Origin of the sequence: Halomonas sp. KG2 (assembly GCA_030440445.1) — a bacterium.
Lineage (GTDB): Bacteria > Pseudomonadota > Gammaproteobacteria > Pseudomonadales > Halomonadaceae > Vreelandella.
The window spans coordinates 1,394,816-1,416,415 of the sequence record CP098528.1; the positions used below are offsets into that span (position 1 = coordinate 1,394,816).

Genomic DNA, 21,600 nt, shown 5'->3' on the forward strand with positions numbered 1-21,600 from the left:
TACACAAGAATGTCGGGGGAGAGCGCTACATGCCAACCGTGAATACGGCTACCTGGGTCGGGTCCATTTCCGTGCTGCTTTGGGGCACTCTGGCGTTATTGACCAAGCTATCCGGCGGCGACATTCCTGAGTTCCAGCTCATGGCCATGACCTTCGGCATTGCGTTTATATTGATGATTGGGCGCTGGGGGCTAGCTGGTCATACGGGCATTCGGTATATACGTCAACCTCCGGCGGCCTGGTGTATCGGCATTGGCGGGTTGTTCGGTTATCACTTTGCCTATTTCAAGGCGATGACCCTGGCTCCAGCGGTGGATATTAGCCTGTTGGCTTACCTCTGGCCGTTACTGATCGTGCTACTGTCTGCGCTGTTGCCGGGCGAGCGGTTGCGCACTCCGTCTATCGTTGGTGCATTGCTGGCACTGCTGGGTTGCTGGCTGTTGATCAGCCGACAAGCCGGCGGGTTTGCGTGGGAGAACTTGCCTGGCTATCTGGTCGCGTTGGCGTGTGCCTTGATATGGTCTTCTTACTCCGTACTCAGCCGGTGGGTGCGTTCCGTGCCTACCGATGCCGTGGGTTGGTTCTGCGGCGTGACAGCGCTAATGGCATTAGGCTGCCACCTGTTGTGGGAGGAGACGGTATGGCCGAATGGCTGGAGGCAATGGGTGGGCGTATTGGGGTTAGGGCTCGGGCCAGTGGGTATTGCCTTCTTTACCTGGGATTATGGCGTCAAGCACGGGAACATTCAGCTACTTGGCACCCTAGCCTATAGCGCGCCACTGATCTCCGTGGTGCTCCTGATTCTGGCGGGATACGGCGAGGCCACGATAGCCGTATTGAGCGCCAGCGTGCTCATCGTACTGGGTTCCTTGATTGCCGGTTGGGCTAAACCCCGAGAGGCGCCGCGTCGGAATTGATGGCTGACTGGTGGCGGTTAGGCATCACCTCCAGCCGTGAGACGCAGTGGTACTGCGAGGCTAAGATCATGTTTAAAGCCCTTGCCTACCCACCGCTCACTACACTCTCGGCGATGAGGTGTGTATCACTTCCCCTTAAAAGGGAAGTAGGCCGCTGAAACCTATCCCTGTGACGGCGACGATCACAACAACGATAACCACAATGGTTGTAGTAGAGGGCATTTTTCTCTTCCTTTGAGAAATGAGTGTCATTGAAGCGTAGTCGTCATTGGCGTGTTTCGCACAACTCACGTTTTATGAACGGCTCTCTTTGCTGAGTGCTTTCCCCAAGCTGGCAAAATAGGCGCTGAATAGCGCGTTGATGCGTTCGCGCTGTTCGCCTTGTGGGTATAGGCCGTGTTCTGCCTCAGGGGAGGTTTTGGTGCCTTTCACCAGGAAGTGGTTTTTGATGCTGGCGTCTTGCACGAAGGCTTCAAAGGCTCGGGCGCATAGCTCTTCTGGTTTGCTGTAATAGAGCTGGCCGTGTGCTTTGTCCATGGCGGCGGAGTGGTTGAAAAGCGCGCTGGGCTGTTGGCCGTCGGGGTGAAGCAGAATAGCGTGGAAGCAGTCGAGTAGGCGCTGGTTGAGCGGGTGATTAATCGGGGCTGCATCTGCTAGCCATGCCGCCGAGGCGAAGGCGCTAGCGGGCACGTTGTAAAAACACTTCTGGGCAATGTAGTGATCGAAGGCGTGAAACCATTCGTGGGCAATGCTGCCAGGCCCTGCATTCTTGGCGAGCGAAAAGCTGCGCTGGCTGGGAGCGTAATGGGCAGAAACGCCGGGCCTACCGCCGCAGCCGTACTGTAGGGCTAACGAGCTACGCAGCGAAATCAGTGCTTCATTACCGTGCAGGATCAGCATTAAATCGCACAGCGCATCGTGAAAAAGCTCGGCGGCGCGGTCGCGCTCGGCGGTGGTCACCCAGCGGCCTATTTCAATTGAGCGAAAATCGAACTGGCGACGGATCAGCGCAAAGCTGCTGGCACGCTCTGGGCGGTGCATTGGCCCTTGGCGATAAAACTCTCGCGCTTCAATGCTCACGGCGTGCTCGCTAACCTAAAAAAAGAAGTTCACCGCGTTATCTTATCGAAGGTAACGAGTCAGCGCCAAAGGCTGTTCGGCAAGCTTGCCTAATGTGTCTACCCTTATACCTAGGCAGCGAATGATGGGCTGCACTTTGTTGCACAACAGGGAGGGCGTATGGCAACGGCACATGTTTATCGCATGAAAACGGATGCGCACCAGTGCCCCTTTGGTTTGAAAACCGTTTCATTGCTGCAGCGTAAGGGCTATGAGGTGCATGACCACCCGTTAACATCCCGTGACGAAACCGATGCATTTAAAGCGAAAGAGCAGGTCGATACGACGCCGCAAACCTATATTGATGATAAGCGCATTGGTGGCTATGAAGAGGTGCGCGAGTATTTGGGCTTAAACGTGCCGGGTGCTCAGGAAACATCCTATCGGCCAGTGATCGCTATTTTTGCTACGGCGCTGTTGATTGGTTTGGCGATTAGCTGGCTGGCCCATGGGGCGCTATTGACGGCGCGATTACCTGAATATGCAGTGGCTAGCGCTATGGTGTTGCTTGGATTGCAGAAGCTTCAAGACGTGGAAAGCTTCAGCACCATGTTTCTGAATTACGATTTGCTGGCCAAGCGCTATGTGCCCTATGGGTATGTTTACCCCTATGCGGAAACCTTTGCGGGTGTCTTGATGCTGGCGGGGGCATTGATATGGCTGGCAGCACCACTGGCCCTGTTCATTGGTACGGTGGGCGCTGTGTCGGTGACTAAGGCGGTGTATATCGATAAGCGGGAACTGAAATGCGCCTGTGCGGGCGGTAATAGTAATGTGCCACTGGGCTTTATTTCACTGACGGAAAACCTTGTCATGATCGCCATGGGGCTATGGATGCCGCTGAAAAATCTGCTGTAACGCAACGGAATAGCGGAAATCACCCGCCTTGCAACCCAGAAAACACGCCCCAAGGTAGAGTAAGTAACACAAGATGCTATCGCACGCTTCACACTTAGGAGTCATTAGATGAGCAAGCGTATATTGGTGGTGCTGACCTCCCATGATCAGTTAGGAGACACCGGCGAAAAAACTGGCTTTTGGTTAGAAGAGCTAGCAGCGCCGTACTATGTCTTTAAAGATGCAGGTGCAGACGTAACACTGGCCTCGCCAAACGGAGGGCAGCCGCCACTTGACCCGAAAAGTGATGCAGACGATAGCCAAACCGATGAAACTCGGCGCTTTAAGCAAGATGATGAAGCGAAGGCGGCGCTAGCGGCAACGCATCGCCTAAATAATATGTACGCGGGCGATTTCGATGCAGTGTTTTATCCCGGCGGTCATGGCCCGCTGTGGGACCTAGTGAACGATCAAGATTCCATCAAGCTGATCGAAAATTTTATTGCCCAGGGCAAACCAGTGGCGTCGGTATGCCATGCGCCTATCGTGTTGATTAATGCAAAAAATAGCCTTGGTGAACCACTGGTAAAAGGGCGCCAAGTCACAGGCTTTACTAACGGTGAAGAACAGGCGGTTGGCCTAACGGATATCGTGCCGCACTTGGTGGAAGATGCGTTGCAGCAGTGCGGCGGTATTTACAGCAAAGCCGACGATTTTACGGTTTACGTGCGGGAAGACGGCCAATTGATTACCGGCCAAAACCCGCCTTCTTCGGCGGCTACCGCCGAAGCACTAATGGCATGGCTGGCCCGTTAAGCAGTTCTTTTTTTAGCGTTAGAAACTATGACGGCGGGTAGTGTGCCCGCCGTTTTCATATGCAACTATGAAAATCCATGCTCAAGCAGTCATTTCCAGCAGTGCAGACATCCTGGTCTTGGCCATTGTGATGTGCCTACCATTGGTAATCGTGATTTTGGGATAACTCATCTGAAGCGGTAGTGCTAGGGTTATTTGTTTTTTGGCTTTAGTAGATTTCATTTATCTGGTGTTGGCTTACCCAACGTCTACGAAGGATAGTTTAACAAGGGTAGGAAGATCCGAGCTTAAAAAGCTTATCAAATTACTTAAAAGAGAAGTTTTATTATGAGTGTTTTTAATGAGCTTAAAGCATCTCTTGATGAAGCTGTTGAGATGCATCAAGGCAAAATAAGGCGGCGCGCATTACATGCTACGACGTCGCTGATGTAAAAAAGATCGCAATAGATTAAATATTTCTTAGGTTGAATTTTCAAAAGTTATGGGAACGAGTTGCAGCGAAGCCTTTATAATGCTTGTTACGTGGACACTGGCCGGTACAGTAAAAATCATGTCCATGGTGGGGAGGCTATGCCAATACTCCCCCCGTACGGTCGAACCAAACGGTACACCAAGATTTCTGTATCCGCGAGGGTAATGGCCTTAAACGTGCCATCCAGCTCGAAGATACCAATATACCATTGCGCCCCGGTCAACGAGTCACGTTGGTTTGTGCCCTGCGCCGGGATCGTGAACGTGGTTGGATGTGCTCGCTTGTGAATCGCGCAACTGGCCAGACACACGAAAGTACTTCACCGAAGGTGCTGCAACAGCGACTGTGTATGGTACGCATCACTGGTATTTTATTCATTCTCGCGCTGGTCGCAGCCACATTAGTCGTATACCTCACAATGCCTTCTAGCTTATATTTTGAGCACCCATGACGCATGGCTGAGTGGGGGTGGGCGGTCACAACTGGTGTCGTTATACTCATGTGTGGAGGTTGGTGTAAGTCCCGCCGTGAGAATCAAGTTGCCAAAGCCCTTAAAGTACACATCTATGCATCAATTACTCGGGTACGAAGCGGCCTACTTGATGACTGGTTGGCATCATGTAGGAGGCGTGATTGAGCGCTACGAGCAGTTGAGTTTTCCAGTTGATCTACTTTGATGTGAGTGTTTATTGCGGTAATCGTGTTAGTTTTGGAGACGATAGAAGACCGCTCGGTAATAGGTATTCGCCCTCTGCTAGTGGTATTGCCAACCTGGAGAACGTTGGCTCTAAGTTGACTCCTGCCATTTGCCAAGCTTTCCAAACCAAAGTCGTGCAATAAATTGCATCAACGCCAAATACTCTGAATGGCGCTCCTTCCTTTGCTATCGCCCATTCTACTGCGCTTTGCCTTTCAGAATCGGTGGCATCAACTTGATAGACTGAAAAGTAACGAGACTGTTCTGGCGCGATAAAGAAGCTCAGTGGGTCGATAACCACGCCATCGATACGACCTGGGATTTCAGCAGGAGAAGAGTGGATCACAACCCATTGCTCATCCTGCTTCGCAAGCATACCGACATGGCTGAAACTTCCATTGTCAATTGCTAATACTGCATTACTTACGAACTCAGTGCCTTCCCGAAAAATAAGATCTCCCGGGCGGGCTTCGTCCAATTCATCTGCTGTTGATAGGGGAGCGAGAGTAAACAGCGAGATCAAGGCTATTGTAGTGCGTACCCAGGAGAACTTGGTCATCAATCTAAGCTTATCTTCCAATCGCCATCAATTTTGACTAGCCGTGTATTTTCAGTAGTGCTTTTGCCATTTCCATAGTTGATTTGGCTCTGGATCGTAGCCTGATTACCATCGTCTGAGATAACAGAATTGAGGGTTTCCACAGAGTCGAAACCGTCGTTAGCATTTATGCGATTCTGAACTTCACCGACAATCATTTGCACTTTGCCTCTAGCCTGAACCATTTCGTTTGCACTGACACTTGCGAATGATATTTGGTCAATAGCTTTATCAGTGTCACCTTGTGCGGCAGCCTTAAAGAACGTCTCAACAGTATCTTCTGGTTTTCCACCAGAGCAAGCGGTGAGTGTGAATACAGCCAAAAGCAGTAGTAACGGATAAAGTAAGTGGTTTTTCATGTTAGTCCCTTTGATAAATAATTCCCCGTTAGGTGATGGTATCAAAGTTTTATGAGGTTTTTTATGCGTTTTGGGAAAAATGGGTATAGGCCGAATGAATACTAATATTTTTCAGGTAATTACTACCATATTAAAGGAGTGTGGGCTGGCTCACTCGGCAATCGTTCCGCATCATCTATCACACGAACTTTGGTAGTCATCTTATGCGACCGCCTCCAGGATACTTGAGGGAGCCGTCAATATGCGTAAGGCTTTTAGTCACGACTCAACCCCGTACGCAGTGATTCAATTCGCTGACAGTCGGGATGAAGAAACCGGCCACCGTGCCGGTTTCTTCGTTTCTAAGTCACCGAACTTCTGCAATGAGGCAAAGGAATAAACCTCAAAGAGCCAAAAGGAAGGGGTTAATGGAATGGTTTTGAAGGGGAAGGAACTTACCGGTGAAAGACATGAGTAGTCGTTGAGTGGTAGGCTCTAAAGGTTAAGACTAGCTATCCAAGAGTTTGCAGCAGTCAGACAACGCTCGAAACTGTAAGGTAACCGGCCCGTTGTCGATCAGCCCTGACAAAGTGCACGAAATCGAGCGTAATAAACGGCTGCTTAAGAGCAGCCATTTGGACAGTTGGGTTGAAAATCATCGTATATCACTATTCTTATTTTCTATTGATTAAGATTGTCCAACATACTTTGAAGTCGCTGCTGCGCTGTCTTATTTAAAGGAAGAAGCGGTTTTCTTGGGTTGCCCGCTTCTTTTCCTTGAAGTGTAAGCCCTGATTTAACTGCTGCTGCTAGGCCGAATGAAACGATAAATTCAAGAAACTCGTATTGCTGATAAAACAGTGCTTTAGCTTTCTCGTTGTCACCGCTCTTGACTGCATCGAACAGTTGTTTCGGTTTATCGCCTATCAGGCAAGGAGCTGCTGTACACCAACCGCTGGCACCTGCATTGAGAGCCTCTAACGCCATATGGTTACAGCCATTAAAGAAGGGCACTTTGCCATCCGATAATGTGTAGATCTTGTGCATGCGTTGTATGTCGCCAGTACTTTCCTTGATCATGCTTGCATTCTGTATGCTGTCGACCATTTTAAGCATGAATTCGGGACTCATATCCACGCCACAGGTAGCGGGGTTGTTATAAACCATTATGGGCAGCGGGCTTGCGCTTGAGACTGCTTCGTAGTGCTGGAAGATTTCAGCCTCGCTCAATTTATAATACGAAAATGGAGAGAGCATAATGACATCGGCCCCGATGTTATGAGCATGCTGCGCGTATTTAACGGCTTGCTCGGTGGTAAGCTCTGCGATACCAATGACCACAGGTACCCTACCTGCAACATACTTCACAGTGTATTCAGCGACCTGCTTCCACTCCTCTTCACTCAAATAGGCGGCCTCACCGGCACTGCCTAATGCAGCAATAGCATCTACTTTGGCTCCTGGATTCATAGAATAACCGCAGCACTTTGGACACCACGGTGGAGGCAGGAGGGTCAGCGCCGGTACCCTTCTCGGCTCACCGACCAAAGTGAAGCAGAGCATGGGATACCGACAGCTGACCCAGACCCAACGATACCAGATCCACGCCCGCTATGACTTGGGCGTGAGCCAGCGTCAAATCGGCAGAGAGCTAGGAATCCACAGCAGCACGGTCAGCCGTGAGCTGCGTCGTAACGCCACTTCTGGTGGCTACGACCCCGAGCAGGCCCAGTCCCTCAGTGATCACCGCCGCCGCACCGCCTGGAAGTGGACGAAGCGCTTGCCCAGCCTGATCACCGCCGTTGCCGACCGGCTGCGAGAGGAGTGGAGTCCGGAGCAGATCAGCGGCTTCATGGCACCGTTGGCCGGCATAGGCGTCAGTCACCAGTGGATCTACTCCTTGATCTGGGATGACAGAGCGCAAGGTGGCGATCTATGGCGGCACCTCCGCCAACCGAAGCGTCGCAGCAAGCATCGGGCTCAGGCCAAGAGCGCTGGGCTTGGCAAGATCCCCAGCCGCGTGGGCATTGAGCATCGCCCGGCAGAGGTCGATGCCAGGCTCGTCATCGGGCACTGGGAAGGCGACACCGTCATTCAGGGGCATAAGCAATCGGGGCTGGTGACGCTGGTAGAGCGCCGTAGCGGCTATCTGCTGGCGGCGAGGTTGCCCAGGGTCTCAGCGGAGCTGACGCAAGCGGCCATGATCCGGCTGTTGAAGCCTCGCCGGGGTGCTGTGAAGACCATCACCCTAGACAACGGCTCGGAGTTCGCCGGCCACATAGCCGTAGGCAAGGCGGTGACCGCAAAGACCTACTTTTGCGATCCCTACTGCTCTGGCCAGCGTGGGAGCAACGAGAATACCAATGGCTTGATACGGCAGTACTTCCCCAAGGGAACAGACTTCCGCCAGGTCACCGATGCCGAGCTGCGCAAGGTGGTCGAGAAACTAAACGACCGCCCTCGAAAGCGACTCGGTTACCGGACACCGGCACAGGTGTTTCTGGGGGAGTACTCAGGAGCCCTGGACACAGCAGGTGCTGCACTTATTGCTTGAATTCAGGGCTTCAAGTAGCACATCTATCACGCTACCGAGTTTGTTGAGATCTACCTGTTTATTATTTTGGCTAAAGGGAGTTACCGGATAGCCAATGATGCCTGATAAGTTCATGATTTACCCCTTAAATGCAGTTTTGGTGATTTTTTAGAGCCTGTCTTGCGTAGTAAGCAAAATTCACTTTGTTTCGTTTGTCGGACGATACCCAGTCATGTGCTTCCTGGGCCAGGTCATGAGGTAGGGGCTTAATTTGACCAGCAGACATTGCTAAAAGCTGCAGTTTTGCCGCTCGCTCGATCAGGATGGCTAAGTTACAGGCCTCTTCAATCGTTTTGCCGGTTACAAGTTGTCCGTGGTGGGCAAGAAATACAGCTCGGTTATTACCCAGCGCCTTTGAAATTAATACGCCTTCTTCATTTCCAACAGGGACGCCTGGCCATTCAGCAACGAACGAGCAATCGTTGTACAAAGCGGCAGTGTCCATTTGGGAAATGATCAGTGGTACTTCTAGCATCGACAATGCGGCCACATGGGTAGGGTGGGTATGAATGATGCAATTAACTTCTGGATGCTCTTTATAGATCCAAGTATGGAAACGGTTGGCTGGATTAGGCATACCTTTGCCAGCCAATAGTTCCAGGTCATGATCCACGATTAACAAGTTTTCGGCTGTGATTTCATCAAACCCCAAGCCCAATCGTTGAGTTAGAAAAGTATTGGGCTGCTCACTACGGCAGGTAATCTGGCCTGCCAAGCCTGAATCGTGACCTTTGTCGAACAGAATTCGGCATGTCAGCGCGAGTTTTTCACGAACAGTCAGCTCTATGTCTTGTATACGCTCTTGCATATTGCTTTCTGCGATCTGCATTAGTTCCTGTTTTGCTTTAGTGGCGGTCTTCATGTTTTTTTCCTCAGATGGCTTTGATAATGGTTGTACAATATCGCCGTTTTGGACCCTTAATAAGGGCCAGTTTTTTTAATTTAAGTGGTCCAGAGGAGGGGGTGACATGTTAAGGCCTTGGCAAACTCAGCTGTGGCTGGAAGACAGCTCTGGTAAAACCTTGCATTCAAAACTGTTGAACACGTTAACGGCGGATATTAAGGAAGGGCGGCTGACGCCCGGCAGCATGTTGCCGGGGTCCCGCGTTTTAGCCGAGCAACTAGGCGTTAATCGGAAAACCGTACAGCAGGTATACGAAGAGCTGGAAGCTCAGGGGTGGCTGGTTACACGCTCTAGGTCGGGTACGTTTGTTTCTGAAACCCTTCCCGAGCAAGGGCTGTCCACGTCAGACCACTACTTGGTCAACAGTACCGACAGGACAAAATCGGCCTCGGAGCTGGTTGAAATACTCTACCAGGGGGCACGCGGCTCTTATAACGACATACCGATAATGAATGATGGTACTCCGGACTCTCGTCTTATCCCTTATGAGCTGCTCGCGCGAACCTATCGACGGGTGTGTATAGACCTTAGCCGTCAATCAAAGCTGGGTTATGGCGACCCTAAAGGGAGCATTGAATTACGGAAATCGATCGCGAAAATGCTATCCGGTGACCGTTTTATGAACTGTTCTGCAGAGCAGGTTTGTGTTGTCAGAGGGAGCCAAATGGGGATTTATCTTGCTTCTCGAATTTTGGATCCGGGAAAAGGTGCCATCGTCATGGAGGACCTTTGTTATTTGCCCGCTAGAGCTGCGTTTGAGTCAAATGGCTTTAAAGTCTTGAAATGCAGGCTTGATGATAAAGGGCTAGATATAGAACACTTGAGAGAGATACTGGCTGAACATTCAGTTGCAGCCATTTATGTCACCCCCCACCATCAATATCCTACAACTGTCTGTATGCACATGAGCAGGCGGCTGGTACTTCTGGAACTCTCCAAAACATACAAGTTTGCGGTTCTGGAAGATGACTATGATCATGAGTTTCACTATGAAACGAACCCAATTCCTCCGCTCGCAAGCCTGCCGAATTCTGAGAATGTTGTTCATATAGGTTCGATGTCGAAGGTCTTTGCTCCTGGTCTAAGACTTGGATATATGGCGGCCGATGCTCAGTTTATTGAGCGTGCCGCACAGGAAATCGTCTTGATTGACAGGCAGGGTAATGCGGTATCTGAACTTGTGCTTTCAAATCTGATGGAATCAGGTGAAGTCAGGCGTCATATCAGAAAAACGCGAAAGGAGTATGAGGCAAGGCGTAATTTCGCTGCAGAAGAATTCGTCCGTTTTTTTGGTGATAAGGTTTCTTTTAAGCTGCCTACAGGAGGAATGGCTATATGGGTAAATATTTCAAAGCTTGTTAATGGGAAGGTGTTGGAACAGCTTCCCGGCAAAGACTCAACTTTAAGCACCGTTTACAACGATGATCAGATTATACCGACCCATCTAAGGTTTGGGTTCGGAGCATTGAGTAAAGCTGAGATTACGCAGTCAGTAGAACAGCTTTCAAAGGCCCTGCTTGTATCAGAATGAGTAGGAGTCGACAGGCGACAAGCAGGGCTAGCGCATGAGTGTTTAGTTTCTGCTTTGTTATGTCGACACACCACAGGGCAGAGGAGCTCGGCTACGGGGGGATTCTGTCAACCATCTGAGGGCGGTATCAGGTTGATAGGGCTAAAGTGCCCCATCAACCATTAAATCCGTATGCCCCAAAAGCTAGCCTTATTAAGGCATGGCCAACTGCCTATGTTAAAAACGATCGATTATAAAAACGACCGATTTTAAAAACGATAGCTTAGCGATACTCCGGTGAGGGCTTGCCAATCGCTACCTAGCTCATCAACGATTGGGCTGTCGGCCGCGCTGCCAGTCAGATGGGTTGCGCCGACGAAACCGGTAGCTGTCCATTCAGGCGTTAGGAAATAGCTAAGGCTAGCATTCACCCCCATTCGCCAGTAACCGCTATCTGGGTTATAAGCAGCCACGCCACTACGTGCGCTGTCTTGCATTGATACGCCAAACAGCGACTCGGTCCACTTCTCGTTTGAATAGGTAACGCTGGGCGATAGCGTGAAAAATGTCCGTTCACTAACGGGCATACGCAGAACAGCATTGGCGGAAAATTTCGCGCCTTCAACGTCGCCGCTTACCGGCGTACTGCCTGCAACGCTATAGCGCCAGAACCCTTGCTGATAGCTAACCCGCAAACCTAATGTGGCCCCGCCATCGACTTTTTCAAACCGGCTGATATCGCCCTTATTGTCTCGCCCAAAGGTGTAGCCAATGAACGGAGAGGCGGTCCAGTTTCCGCTACGGATCGCGTGCCACTCAATACCGTCGCGCACATTGATTGAGAGCTGGTCGCCGTACGTCAGGTTAAGAACAGGCCACGCTTGTGTTTCATAGTCGTCGCTGCCCAGGTAGTCAGGTGAGTAGGTTACGCCTGCGCCTATACTGCCTTCCCAGCTGTCCCCCAAGGCGGGGGCAGCGAATGCGATGCTAATGAAAGCCGCTGCTAACCAGGGGGTGAAGCACTTATAGTTAGAAGTGCTTTGAGTCGCGCGAGAAACGAGAGTCGTCACGGGGTGTCCTTTAAATTGTTCAAACCTGCGAGATTGTATGTTTTTGTTTCAAACTACTGCAAGCACTCTAGAGACCTGTATGGCCCATGAGTTGAAACTATTTTCTGTTTCATAGCTTAGGTTAGATAACTCAACGGCTATAGGGCGCACTGTGCACACATAGCGCAGGGAGAGCGCTACAGGGAAGTGCAAGCAGGGAGTGCTTGTGGTGCACAAGGACGCATGAACAGGAGGTTCGTGAAGAAAGATCAAGGAGGACCTGATAAAACCCCGGCCAGTGCGATGGTCGGGGTTTTTTTATGGGCAAACGGCACTGCTGACTAACAAGCGTGATGATAAAACAGTGCGCTGAGTTTGCTCATTGGCGTGGATACCGCCGTTTGGCAATTCATACAGCGCAGCGTAGCGCTGTCTTTGCCGGTGCCCTCAAGGCGAAATCGTTTTAGGTACGACGTTGTCGAGGATTCCGCGTTGCCGCAATGACGGCAAATAATATCCACGCCGTAGACTGTCGGGCTAATCATGATATGTCTCACGCTGACCTCCTAACGCAAGGGAGTTAATGGGTTCAGTCGTGGTAACGTCCGTGTAGGGATGCATCCGTGACGATGCTTAAAAAGTATAAACAGCAAACGGCTAGTTCGCCATTTATATAAGCAGCTAGCTATTTATAAACGGGTAGTAAAAAATTTAAAAAACTCATGTTTTGATATCCCAGGTTAATGTTTTTGACATATATGAGGTTCAAGGTAGGTAAACACAGGGAAAGGTGTTAGGGACGACCAAGCAGGAAGGCTTGTTAAACCAGGGATGCACGAACAGGATGTTCGTGAAGAAGGATTACGGAGGAAATACTACTACCCCGGCCAGGAATGGCCGGGGTTTTTTACGCTAGTGCTTGGCTACACTCGTTCTTCACTATCTCTTCACTACTTCTTTGCTTTTTTGGGCTTTGAAGTTTTTTTGTCTTCATCAGTATCAGACTTGTCGCTATCAGGCTTGTCGCTACCCTGATGGCTAAGCGTGCTGGCCTGATCGAGCCGTGGGTGGTTGTCCAGGAATTCCCGCTGCAGGTCAGGTAGGGCGTCCAGTGCTTTTAAGGTGTGGGTCAGCGCGTGAACTGCCGCGAGTACATCCTGGGTGTTGCCGGTTTCGGAAATAGTATGCATGTTGCGGATCGGGAAACCGATTGAGGTAGCTGCGCTATCAATAGAGGCCAGCACGCCTGCCATGCCGTCAGTACCCGTATCCACGCCCACGATGTCCCGCTGCAGGGGAATATCCTGCTCTTTGGCGACGCTGGCGATAATGCGGTTGAGCTGTTCGCTGGCAATGGAGCCTACGGACATCGTGAAGCCTTTGCCCATTTCCAGCGGCTGCATGCGCTTGTCGCCAATGCCGGGGGCGGCTACGTAGTCGTGGTTAACGTCTACGCCAATCAGTGCGTCTGGCTTTAGTTCGCCAGCCAATACGCGGCTGCCGAAACGGCCAATTTCTTCGTAGCTGGCAATGGCAAACAGCACGCGTACGTTTTCAGTACCACCGGCTTCTGCGATTAACTTCGCCACTTCTGCGGTAACAAAGCAGCCCAAGCCATTATCCAGGTAAGCGCCGTAGAAGGTGTTCGGGCTAAAACCAGGGCGAATGGGGCGGTCGAAAATAATCGAATCACCCGGGCGAACGCCTAAATTCAGCACTTGCTGCTTTTTATTTTCGCCATGGATTTGCAGGTCCAGGTAGATCTGCTCTTTTTTGATACCTTTGCTGCCATCGCGCTGTGCAGGATCAGAAAAGTGAATCGCGCCCAGGGCTTCTACTGTACCGCCTTGGATGCAGCGATAGCTGCCGGGGGCGTCAGGATCTTCGCTGAATAGCTTCACTTCATGGCCGATAAGTACGGTAGGCAAGAAGGAGTCAGTGTTGATCCAGATCTTGCCGTCTTCGCCAATCGAGCGAACCTGCATGCGGATTTTGTCTGCATGGCCGATGATCATCACTTTGAACATGTCATCGCGACCAGGGTGGGTGTCCAGCACTACGCCAGCATTGCCTTTAAACTGATGCAGATGCCAGCCGCTGGGTGCGAAGCTTTCAAAGTAGGGCTTCAGTACGCCGTAGGTCATGGCGCCTTCCAGGCCTACCGGGCTAGGGGCGGCAAGAATATCGCGCATGATGTTGAACTGCGCGTCGGGCATGGGTTGCGTCCAGGGTTTGGCGCTGTCGCTCATGTTAAGCACTCTCCGTTGGGTGGTGTTCATCGCTAACTAGTCTGCCAGATTCTTGCTTCAGATGCGCATGGCTGGTTCGCCTAGAGAGACAAGAATTTTGGGCTTTGGTTATAAAATCCTCTAGGATAGGCGCTTTTTTCTGACAAGGTGGAAGGTCATGGCGTCTTCTGGGCAACCTCGCACTCAGTGGCTGGGCCGCTGGGGCTTTATGCTGGCAGCCACCGGTTCGGCGGTGGGGCTGGGCAATATTTGGAAATTCCCCTATATCACCGGGGAGTATGGTGGTGGGGCCTTTGTGCTGGTGTATCTGGCGTGCATTTTAGCCGTTGGCGTTCCAGTGATGATGACCGAAATTGCCTTTGGTCGGCGTGGGCGCGGCAGCCCGATTGATGCGATACGGCGCGTTGTCAATGAGTCTGGCCGCTCTTCTGCCTGGTCGCTGATTGGTTGGATGGCGATGCTTTGCGGCTTTATGATTCTGTCGTTTTATGTCGTGGTCGCAGGTTGGTCGTTCTCCTATTTATGGAAAATGCTCACCGGTGGCCTTGCAGGCAGTAGCGTTGATGACATGGCGGCGGTCTTTGGAGCCAATAATGCCAACCCGTTCATTCTGGGCGGTTGGAGCACCCTGGTGGCAGTGCTGACCATGGTGATTGTGGGCAAAGGCGTTCAGGAAGGTATCGAGAAAAACGTCAGTTGGATGATGCCTGGGCTGGTGCTCATGCTCATTCTGCTGATTATTTTTGGGGTGTTTTCCGGTGGGTTTGGCGAGGCAGTGAGTTTCTTGTTCTCGTTCAACGCGGGCAGCCTCTCCAGTGAAGGCATGCTGGCGGCGTTGGGCCACGCCTTTTTCACCTTGTCGTTGGCATCCGGTGCGATTCTGACTTACGGTAGCTACTTGCCCAAAGGTGCATCCATTGGGCGTACCACGATAAGCGTGGCCATTGCTGATACCGTGGTTGCGCTAATGGCGGGGCTGGCGATCTTCCCGGTTATTTTTGCTAACGGGATGAATCCTGGTGAAGGGCCGGGGCTTATCTTTATGAGCTTGCCGCTGGCCTTCCAGGCGATGCCAATGGGCACGTTATTTGGCATTCTGTTTTTCTTGATGCTCTCGATGGCGGCGCTGACCTCGTCTATTTCGATGGTGGAAGCCACGGTGTCGTGGTTATGCGATAACAAAGGCATGACCCGTAAATCGGCCTCTTGGGCGACGGGCATCGTGCTATGGCTGATCAGCACGCTGGCGATGCTATCGTTTAACCTGGGCGCTGATTGGACACTGGCGGGTAAAAACTTCTTTGACTGGCTGGATTATTTGACCTCGCGCTGGATGATGCCGCTGGGTGGCTTGGGTACGGTCGTGTTGGCGGGGTTTGTGCTGAAAAGTGAGACATTCCGCGATGAACTAGGCCTTGCACCGTTGCCTTATGCGCTATGGTTGACCATGGTGCGCTACGTTAGTCCGTTGGGTATTTTGGTTATCTTTGCTGATGCCTTGGGGCTTTACCAAGTTTCGTTCGCGGTGCATTGGCCGTGGCTGCTAGCGGTTTTGCTGGTCATGGTCGCAGTGGGGGAGACTCTAAGCCCGCGGCTGCGCCAAGCGCTGCGCTCGCGCTAGCCGCTGTTGTTCACGCTTCACCCTGGCAGCTGCAATGGCACCAGGGTGAGTGCCTGCCTCCATGAGTTCGTCCCAGCAGGTGGTGTAACGGTTAGAGCGGTGTGCACAGCGCAACTGCCACGGTGCTTCCGCCTCTGTCATTCCAAAACGAATCGTGCCTTGCCCCATGCGTTGGTTAATCGCGTCAACGGTGTTCATCAAGTGCGGGTGTGCTTTATGTGAAGGCTGCAACAGCGAAAGCTGATACTGCTGTGCATCGACTAAGTCCAATAGCATGACACCGGCTTTCATAAACTGAAAACCCGGCCGATACATCTGTTCCAACCCTTCGCGGACGGCTTCTAAAATGATGCGGGTATCGTCGCTTGGCGATGCCAGGGGAATCATCGCGCTAGGTGAAAGCTGAGGCTGGTCTTTACGATGGCGGTTGGTATTTAGAAATAGCAATATGGCGCGGGTAAGGCTTTTCTGCTGGCGCAGTTTTTCGGCACTGCGCTGAGCATGGCGGCGCAGCGCTGCGTGCAATTCCGCTTTTACACCGGTTGCTTGGCCAAAAGAGCGTGATGTCATAATACGCTGACGCGGCGCTTCTAGTGCGTTCATTTCCAAGCAGGAGGTACCGCGTAGCTCTAGCGCTGTACGCGCAAGCACCACTGAAAATCGTTTGCGAAGTTGCTTTGGGTCACACTCCCGCAACTGCCACGCCGTGCGAATACCACTCACCGCAAGCCGTTCTGCTAGGCGTCTGCCGACGCCCCATACGTCATTCACCGACAGCTGTTTAAGCAGCGCCGTAGTGGTCGGGCTGTTGGCAGTGAGTAGGCAGACGCCTTGGTAGTGAGGCTGCTGTTTGGCAACGTGATTAGCGAGTTTGGCTAGCGTATGGGTAGGTGCCAGCCCTACGCATACGGGCAGCCCTAAATAGCGGCGAACACGGCGGCGGACAACTTCCCCAAGCGCTTGGCATTGAGCGTCGCTGAAGCCATCCAGATAGATAAACATTTCATCAATAGAGTAAGGCGCGACGTCTGGACAAGCATCCCGCAGTAGCTGGGCGAGTCGTGCGGACATGTCGCCATAGAGTTCATAGTTAGATGACAATAAGTGAATCTCTCCCCGTCGGCGCAAACCTTCCAACTGAAAAGAGGGAGTGCCCATGGGAATTTCCAAGGCCTTCATTTCGGCCGAACGGGCGATCACACAGCCATCGTTATTCGACATCACGCCCACGGGTTTGCCTTCAAGCGTGGGGTTAAAAACGAGCTCGCAGGAAACATAAAAATTATTGGCATCAACAAGGCCAATCATGGCAAATACTCATGCACCACAGCGCGCACCACCCCCCATAGCTGGCAGTTTGTCTCTTCTAACGGCAGCGGTGGATAGTGAGGATGTGCCGAGCAGAGGTGTGGCGTGCCTTGATAGAGCGCATAACGCTTTATCAGTACTTCCTCTTCAAACATAGCGACCAGGATATGCCCTAAGCGGGGCGGTATGCTGCGGTCTACCACCAGTAAGTCACCTTCAAATATCCCCCAGCCTTCCATGCTGTCGCCCGCGGCGGTGAGATAAAACGTATGGTTGGGGTGTTTAATCAACCGCTCATTGAGATCCAACGTGCGTGGTTCGTAATCTTGAGCAGGTGAGGGGAAGCCGCTAAACCCAGCACGGCCGTATAGCGTTGGAAATGGCAACGGCTGAGAGGTTAACGGCAGGGCTGTCGCAACCATCGTTGTTGGAAATGTACTCGTTGTTAACGTACTTGTTGCAAACGTGGCTGTTTTTAACGCGACGGGTTGGGACGGCATCGTCGGCATCCTCATGAATAAATAGTGTGTTTATATACAGTATTTATAGGCAGTATTTATTCATGAAGGAGAAATTGCAAGCGACGCTCAACGTTGAGAGCCTGAGGACTACTGGCTCGGCGGGGGCTATTGGCTTAGCGAGCAAGCCACAGGCCAACCACCAACGCACTGATCACGGTAATCAAGAACACAAGGTTGCGAGCACGGGTGTCACGACGTGGTTTCATAGTCATTTTCCTGTTGGTCATCATCGTTAAGAGCATTTCGAAGTAGTCGCAGCACGCAAGCGTTATCCGCATAAAGCGGCAGATGCGCTGCGCTTAGCATGGTAACGTTTACGCCCTAGAGCGTCATCTGACGTATATGACATTGCTTGGTTATCCGGCTTTTAAGAGATCCTGCTTATGAATGAATCGACTCACGTCGGTACCGCTGCGCAGCCGCTTTCCCTGGCGAATGGTCGGCTGGCGGCGCTTAGCTGGGGGCGTAGCACTGCGCCTACTTGGGTGGCACTGCATGGTTGGCTAGACAACGCGGCGAGCTTCAGCCGGCTGGCGCCGCTGTTGGTGAAAGCACTGGATATACGCATTGTAGCGATCGACTTCCGTGGTCACGGGCACTCAGCTCATGCGCCTGCAGGAAGCGACTATGCACTATGGGACTATACCCACGACGTGCTGGATACCATGGAATCATTAGAAATCGAAAAGGCGACGCTACTTGCCCACTCGATGGGGGCAGCCGTGGCTTGCCTAGTCTCAGCAGCGCTGCCTGAGAAGGTAGATAAGCTAATTCTGTTAGATGGCTTAGGAGCGCTAAACACACCCGCTGAAGAGACGGCCAGCCAACTACGCAAAGGGCTAGTGGCCTATAGGCGGCCGCTTTCCCGTCCTCCTCGTTATCCCGATGTTGAGAGTGCAGTTGCCGCGCGGGTAGCCGGAGGTGTCACGCCGCTGGACAGTATCACCGCCACGCCACTTGTCGAGCGCAACACCCAGGCCACTGCCGATGGGCATGTGCAAATGCGCACTGATAGCCGTTTATTAAAGCCTTCCTTGGTGCGTTTTACGCCCCAGCAAGTGTTGGCACTACTGGCGGAGATTCAAGCCCCGGTGCTATTGATAGAAGGGGAACGGGGCATTTTAGGCGAGCGGGACTGGGCAGAAAAAGCGCGCCAAGCGGTACCACAGTTAACGCGCCATGTACTAGCGGGTGGCCATCATCTGCATCTTGAGCCTCAATCGGTTCATCGCGTGGCCAGTACAATCAGTCAGCAAGCGTAGCGGGTACCTGATTGCTCGCGTTAGGAAGATGAAGATGAAGAAAAAAGTAGCGCATGTTGTTAAAACACCTGTGGCAAGCAGCTGCTTGAATGGCGGTAATAAGGTTGCGCTGGTATTAGGGAGCGGAGGGGCCAGGGGCTATGCCCATATCGGTGTTATCGAAGCATTGGAAGCGCGCGGCTTCGAGATAATTTCGATTGCCGGTTGCTCTATGGGCGCGCTAATTGCTGGTATTTATGCCGCTGGAAAGCTGCCTGAATACCGGGAGTGGGTGTGTAACCTGGACTATTTAGACGTGCTCAAACTGGTCGATGTGACCTGGAGCCCGATGGGCGCCATGCGAGCGAATAAGGTCATGAGCAAGCTAGAAGAGCTGGTCGGCGATATGCTGATCGAAGACCTGCCTATTCCGGTGACGACCGTCGCGACGGATCTGATTCGTCAACGTGAGGTGTGGTTTCAAAATGGCCCTTTACTCCAGGCAATCCGTGCCTCTATTGCCGTGCCGGGTGTCATTACCCCAGTACATGTGGGTGGCCAGGTACTCGTTGATGGCGGCTTGCTGAACCCACTGCCGATCATGCCGATATTAGCCACCCACGAAGCGGATTTTGTCGTGGCGGTTAACGTGACGGCGCACAGCCCACAACCGATCACCTTAGCAGAGTTGTTACCCAGCGAAGATACAAGTGACAGCCGCACCGCGTTAGAGCGCGACCGTGATGCTAATATTGGCGGTTGGATGGACGATGTGCGTGCCACCACGCGCCGCCTGTGGGATGGGCTGGGGGGCAGCAATGGCGAAGAGAGCGATGTTGATGAAACCGTTGACCTGCGTGGTCGGCGCGAATGGGGTAAGCTCGATATGATTCTAGAGTCGTTTGATATCACCCAGGCGGCGCTGGCGAAGTATAAAATCGCAGGCTATCCGCCGGATGTATTGATCGAGATTCCCAAAACTGTTTGCAGCACTTATGAGTTTCACCGCGCTAACGAATTAATTCGGCTGGGTCGGCATCTTGCTGATGAAGCGTTAGAGCGCCGCATGCCTAGCATTGCTTCGGATGCGACCGAGTGACATAGCCGCCTACTGCCCGCGCTTGCGCAGCAGAATATACACCGCGCCTGTTCCGCCATCGATATCGGTGGCGGAACAGAACGCCAAGACACCGGGCCACTCTCTTAACCACGCATTGGTATGGCTTTTAAGCACCGGAAAGTCGGAGGTAGTGCCCCAGGCCTTACCATGCACGACTAGAACGCAGCGCATGCCTTGTGCAGCGGCGTCGCGCAAAAAACTTTCAAGCTCAATCCTCGCTTCTTCTAGGGTATAACCGTGTAAATCCAACCCCGCTTGCCACGCAGTTTGGCCACGTTTTAACTGGCTAAAGGTGCGCCAGGGCAGGTCGGGCACGCTGAATTCCAGATACTCTGAGGGGCGTACCGCCTCTACTCGACCGTCGGTCGTGCGACCGCTGGTTTGCAGCGTGTTGCTCTCTACCGCCGCTTGTCGACGTGCTTGCTGGGCAGCTTCGTCGTTGCGCTTAGGCTTGCCGGGATCAGCTTGGTTACTGGCAATACGGCGCACGCCTGCTGCCTGCAGCGCTTGGCGAAAGACACTGATATCGTCGTCGTTGGGCAGGTGTCGCGTCATGGTCGGCTCAAATAGAGAAATGAAGTGTTAACAAATAAGCATAATTGAGAAGCGCACAGTATAGCGAGCTTGTCGTTGCTGTGAACCGTTCACCGTGAACCACGCGCTGTGAACCAGACGGCGTCAAAGGTACAATCCTTCCATGAACTTTTTACACGCCAGGAGTCGCTGTGACCACGCATCTCAATGATGAGACCTCCCATTCAATGCTTTCGTTGCCGGAATCGGCATTGATGAGCGAGCTTTTTACACTGCGCGATTACTTACGCTGGGTGTCCAGCGAGTTTTATCTGGCGGGGCTGCACTATGGGCATGGCACGGAATCGCCCTGGGACGAAGCCGTTGCGCTTTGCTTAGGCGCACTGCATCTGCCATGGAACGTCGACCCAGCTGTGCTGGATGCCCGCTTGCTGCCAATAGAGCGCGAACGCATTATCCGGTTAGCGCGAGAGCGGGTGACGACTCGTCGCCCGCTGCCTTACTTACTGGGCGAAGCTTTTTTTGCAGGATTCCCGTTCAGCGTTGACGAACGCGTGTTAATTCCGCGCTCGCCCATTGCCGAGCTGATTGAAGACGGCTTTGCTGCATGGTTCCCGGAAGAGCCGCCTGCCCGAGTATTGGACTTATGTACCGGTTCTGGCTGTATCGGCATTGCCACTGCATTGGTATTGCCTACCTGCGAGGTGGCGTTGGCGGATATTAGCCAGGATGCCTTAGCGGTCGCTCGTCAAAACATTACGCGTCACGACGTTGGTGATCGCGTGCGGGCTGTCGAATCCGATGTGTTTGATGGCCTGGAAGGGCAGCGTTTTGACCTGATCGTGTCTAACCCACCTTATGTGGATGCGCGTGATCTGGCCACCATGCCTGCCGAGTTCCGCCATGAACCTGCTCTGGCGTTAGGCGCTGGTAACGACGGGTTGGATATTGTGCGACGCATTCTGCGTGAAGCACACCAGCACTTAACCGACGAGGGCTGGCTGATTGTTGAAGTTGGCAATTCCGACCGCCATGTGGAGGCTGCTTTCCCTGAAGTGCCCTTTATCTGGCTTGAATTCGAGCGTGGCGGCCAGGGTGTTTTTGCCTTGAGCGCCGCTGAACTCGACGCCCATGCGGCGTCTTTTGCGTGAGGAAC

Annotated in this window: 20 protein-coding genes; 9 read left to right on the forward strand and 11 right to left on the reverse strand. The window is 52.5% G+C overall.

Features of this window, described 5'->3' with window-relative positions:
* Positions 1 to 29: 29 nt before the first annotated feature.
* Positions 30 to 917 (forward strand): DMT family transporter, encoded by an 888-nt coding sequence (locus tag NDQ72_06450; protein ID WKD29580.1) that lies wholly within the window; start codon positions 30 to 32, stop codon positions 915 to 917.
* Positions 918 to 1,211: 294 nt separating this feature from the next.
* Here the strand turns inward: NDQ72_06450 and NDQ72_06455 are convergent, their stop codons facing one another.
* Positions 1,212 to 1,997, reverse strand: a complete 786-nt coding sequence (locus NDQ72_06455; protein ID WKD29581.1) for a hypothetical protein — start codon at positions 1,995 to 1,997, stop codon at positions 1,212 to 1,214.
* A 159-nt stretch (positions 1,998 to 2,156) separates the two neighbouring features.
* Between NDQ72_06455 and NDQ72_06460 the strand changes: the two genes are divergently transcribed.
* Positions 2,157 to 2,894: a glutaredoxin gene (locus NDQ72_06460; protein ID WKD29582.1), complete on the forward strand. Its 738-nt coding sequence runs from the start codon at positions 2,157 to 2,159 to the stop codon at positions 2,892 to 2,894.
* A 108-nt stretch (positions 2,895 to 3,002) separates the two neighbouring features.
* Entirely contained in the window at positions 3,003 to 3,689 is a 687-nt protein-coding gene (locus NDQ72_06465; GenBank protein ID WKD29583.1) for a type 1 glutamine amidotransferase domain-containing protein, read from the forward strand.
* A 1,158-nt stretch (positions 3,690 to 4,847) separates the two neighbouring features.
* On the opposite strand, the gene NDQ72_06470 is transcribed toward NDQ72_06465, so the two are convergent.
* The 3 genes from NDQ72_06470 to NDQ72_06480 form a co-directional block, all read right to left on the reverse strand.
* Positions 4,848 to 5,438: a hypothetical protein gene (locus tag NDQ72_06470; protein ID WKD29584.1), complete on the reverse strand. Its 591-nt coding sequence runs from the start codon at positions 5,436 to 5,438 to the stop codon at positions 4,848 to 4,850.
* Entirely contained in the window at positions 5,417 to 5,815 is a 399-nt protein-coding gene (locus NDQ72_06475) for a DUF4878 domain-containing protein (protein WKD29585.1), read from the reverse strand. The genes NDQ72_06470 and NDQ72_06475 overlap by 22 nt, the downstream gene beginning before the upstream one ends.
* A 660-nt stretch (positions 5,816 to 6,475) precedes the next feature.
* Positions 6,476 to 7,264, reverse strand: coding sequence for a dihydrodipicolinate synthase family protein (locus NDQ72_06480; protein WKD29586.1), 789 nt, complete (start codon positions 7,262 to 7,264; stop codon positions 6,476 to 6,478).
* A gap of 91 nt (positions 7,265 to 7,355) precedes the next feature.
* Between NDQ72_06480 and NDQ72_06485 the strand changes: the two genes are divergently transcribed.
* Complete coding sequence (locus NDQ72_06485; GenBank protein ID WKD29587.1) at positions 7,356 to 8,348, forward strand: IS30 family transposase; 993 nt, start codon at positions 7,356 to 7,358, stop codon at positions 8,346 to 8,348.
* A 124-nt stretch (positions 8,349 to 8,472) separates the two neighbouring features.
* On the opposite strand, the gene NDQ72_06490 is transcribed toward NDQ72_06485, so the two are convergent.
* Positions 8,473 to 9,249, reverse strand: coding sequence for an aldolase (locus NDQ72_06490; protein WKD29588.1), 777 nt, complete (start codon positions 9,247 to 9,249; stop codon positions 8,473 to 8,475).
* A 106-nt stretch (positions 9,250 to 9,355) separates the two neighbouring features.
* Between NDQ72_06490 and NDQ72_06495 the strand changes: the two genes are divergently transcribed.
* Positions 9,356 to 10,822, forward strand: coding sequence for a PLP-dependent aminotransferase family protein (locus NDQ72_06495; protein WKD29589.1), 1,467 nt, complete (start codon positions 9,356 to 9,358; stop codon positions 10,820 to 10,822).
* A 248-nt stretch (positions 10,823 to 11,070) separates the two neighbouring features.
* Here the strand turns inward: NDQ72_06495 and NDQ72_06500 are convergent, their stop codons facing one another.
* The 3 genes from NDQ72_06500 to NDQ72_06510 all read right to left on the reverse strand — a co-directional run bounded on the left by NDQ72_06500 (position 11,071) and on the right by NDQ72_06510 (position 14,099).
* Positions 11,071 to 11,871: a MipA/OmpV family protein gene (locus tag NDQ72_06500; GenBank protein ID WKD29590.1), complete on the reverse strand. Its 801-nt coding sequence runs from the start codon at positions 11,869 to 11,871 to the stop codon at positions 11,071 to 11,073.
* Positions 11,872 to 12,191: 320 nt separating this feature from the next.
* The gene (locus NDQ72_06505; GenBank protein ID WKD29591.1) at positions 12,192 to 12,395 is read right to left on the reverse strand and encodes a hypothetical protein; all 204 of its coding nucleotides are present in this window, start codon (positions 12,393 to 12,395) and stop codon (positions 12,192 to 12,194) included.
* 405 nt (positions 12,396 to 12,800) lie between these two features.
* Entirely contained in the window at positions 12,801 to 14,099 is a 1,299-nt protein-coding gene (locus NDQ72_06510) for a M20/M25/M40 family metallo-hydrolase (GenBank protein ID WKD29592.1), read from the reverse strand.
* Positions 14,100 to 14,256: 157 nt separating this feature from the next.
* On the opposite strand from NDQ72_06510, the gene NDQ72_06515 reads away from it, so the two are divergent.
* Positions 14,257 to 15,720 carry a sodium-dependent transporter gene (locus NDQ72_06515; protein WKD29593.1) on the forward strand — a complete coding sequence of 488 codons (1,464 nt, stop codon included), beginning with the start codon at positions 14,257 to 14,259 and terminating at the stop codon, positions 15,718 to 15,720.
* Here the strand turns inward: NDQ72_06515 and NDQ72_06520 are convergent.
* Together NDQ72_06520 and umuD are read right to left on the reverse strand one after the other, a co-directional pair.
* A complete protein-coding gene (locus NDQ72_06520) occupies positions 15,682 to 17,028 on the reverse strand; it encodes a Y-family DNA polymerase (protein WKD29594.1) in 1,347 nt (448 codons plus the stop codon). The two genes, NDQ72_06515 and NDQ72_06520, sit on opposite strands and share 39 nt — an antisense overlap.
* The gene (gene umuD, locus NDQ72_06525) at positions 17,025 to 17,450 is read right to left on the reverse strand and encodes a translesion error-prone DNA polymerase V autoproteolytic subunit (protein WKD30358.1); all 426 of its coding nucleotides are present in this window, start codon (positions 17,448 to 17,450) and stop codon (positions 17,025 to 17,027) included. Before umuD ends, NDQ72_06520 begins: the two co-directional genes overlap by 4 nt.
* A 482-nt stretch (positions 17,451 to 17,932) precedes the next feature.
* Here umuD and NDQ72_06530 point away from each other — a divergent pair, with 482 nt between their 5' ends.
* Together NDQ72_06530 and NDQ72_06535 are read left to right on the forward strand one after the other, a co-directional pair.
* The gene (locus tag NDQ72_06530) at positions 17,933 to 18,811 is read left to right on the forward strand and encodes an alpha/beta hydrolase (protein ID WKD29595.1); all 879 of its coding nucleotides are present in this window, start codon (positions 17,933 to 17,935) and stop codon (positions 18,809 to 18,811) included.
* 34 nt (positions 18,812 to 18,845) lie between these two features.
* Positions 18,846 to 19,889: a patatin-like phospholipase family protein gene (locus NDQ72_06535; protein WKD29596.1), complete on the forward strand. Its 1,044-nt coding sequence runs from the start codon at positions 18,846 to 18,848 to the stop codon at positions 19,887 to 19,889.
* A 9-nt stretch (positions 19,890 to 19,898) separates the two neighbouring features.
* Here the strand turns inward: NDQ72_06535 and NDQ72_06540 are convergent, their stop codons facing one another.
* Positions 19,899 to 20,465, reverse strand: a complete 567-nt coding sequence (locus NDQ72_06540) for a Smr/MutS family protein (protein WKD29597.1) — start codon at positions 20,463 to 20,465, stop codon at positions 19,899 to 19,901.
* Between the two features lie 170 nt (positions 20,466 to 20,635).
* Between NDQ72_06540 and prmB the strand changes: the two genes are divergently transcribed.
* A complete protein-coding gene (gene prmB / locus NDQ72_06545; GenBank protein ID WKD29598.1) occupies positions 20,636 to 21,595 on the forward strand; it encodes a 50S ribosomal protein L3 N(5)-glutamine methyltransferase in 960 nt (319 codons plus the stop codon).
* Positions 21,596 to 21,600: the final 5 nt, after the last annotated feature.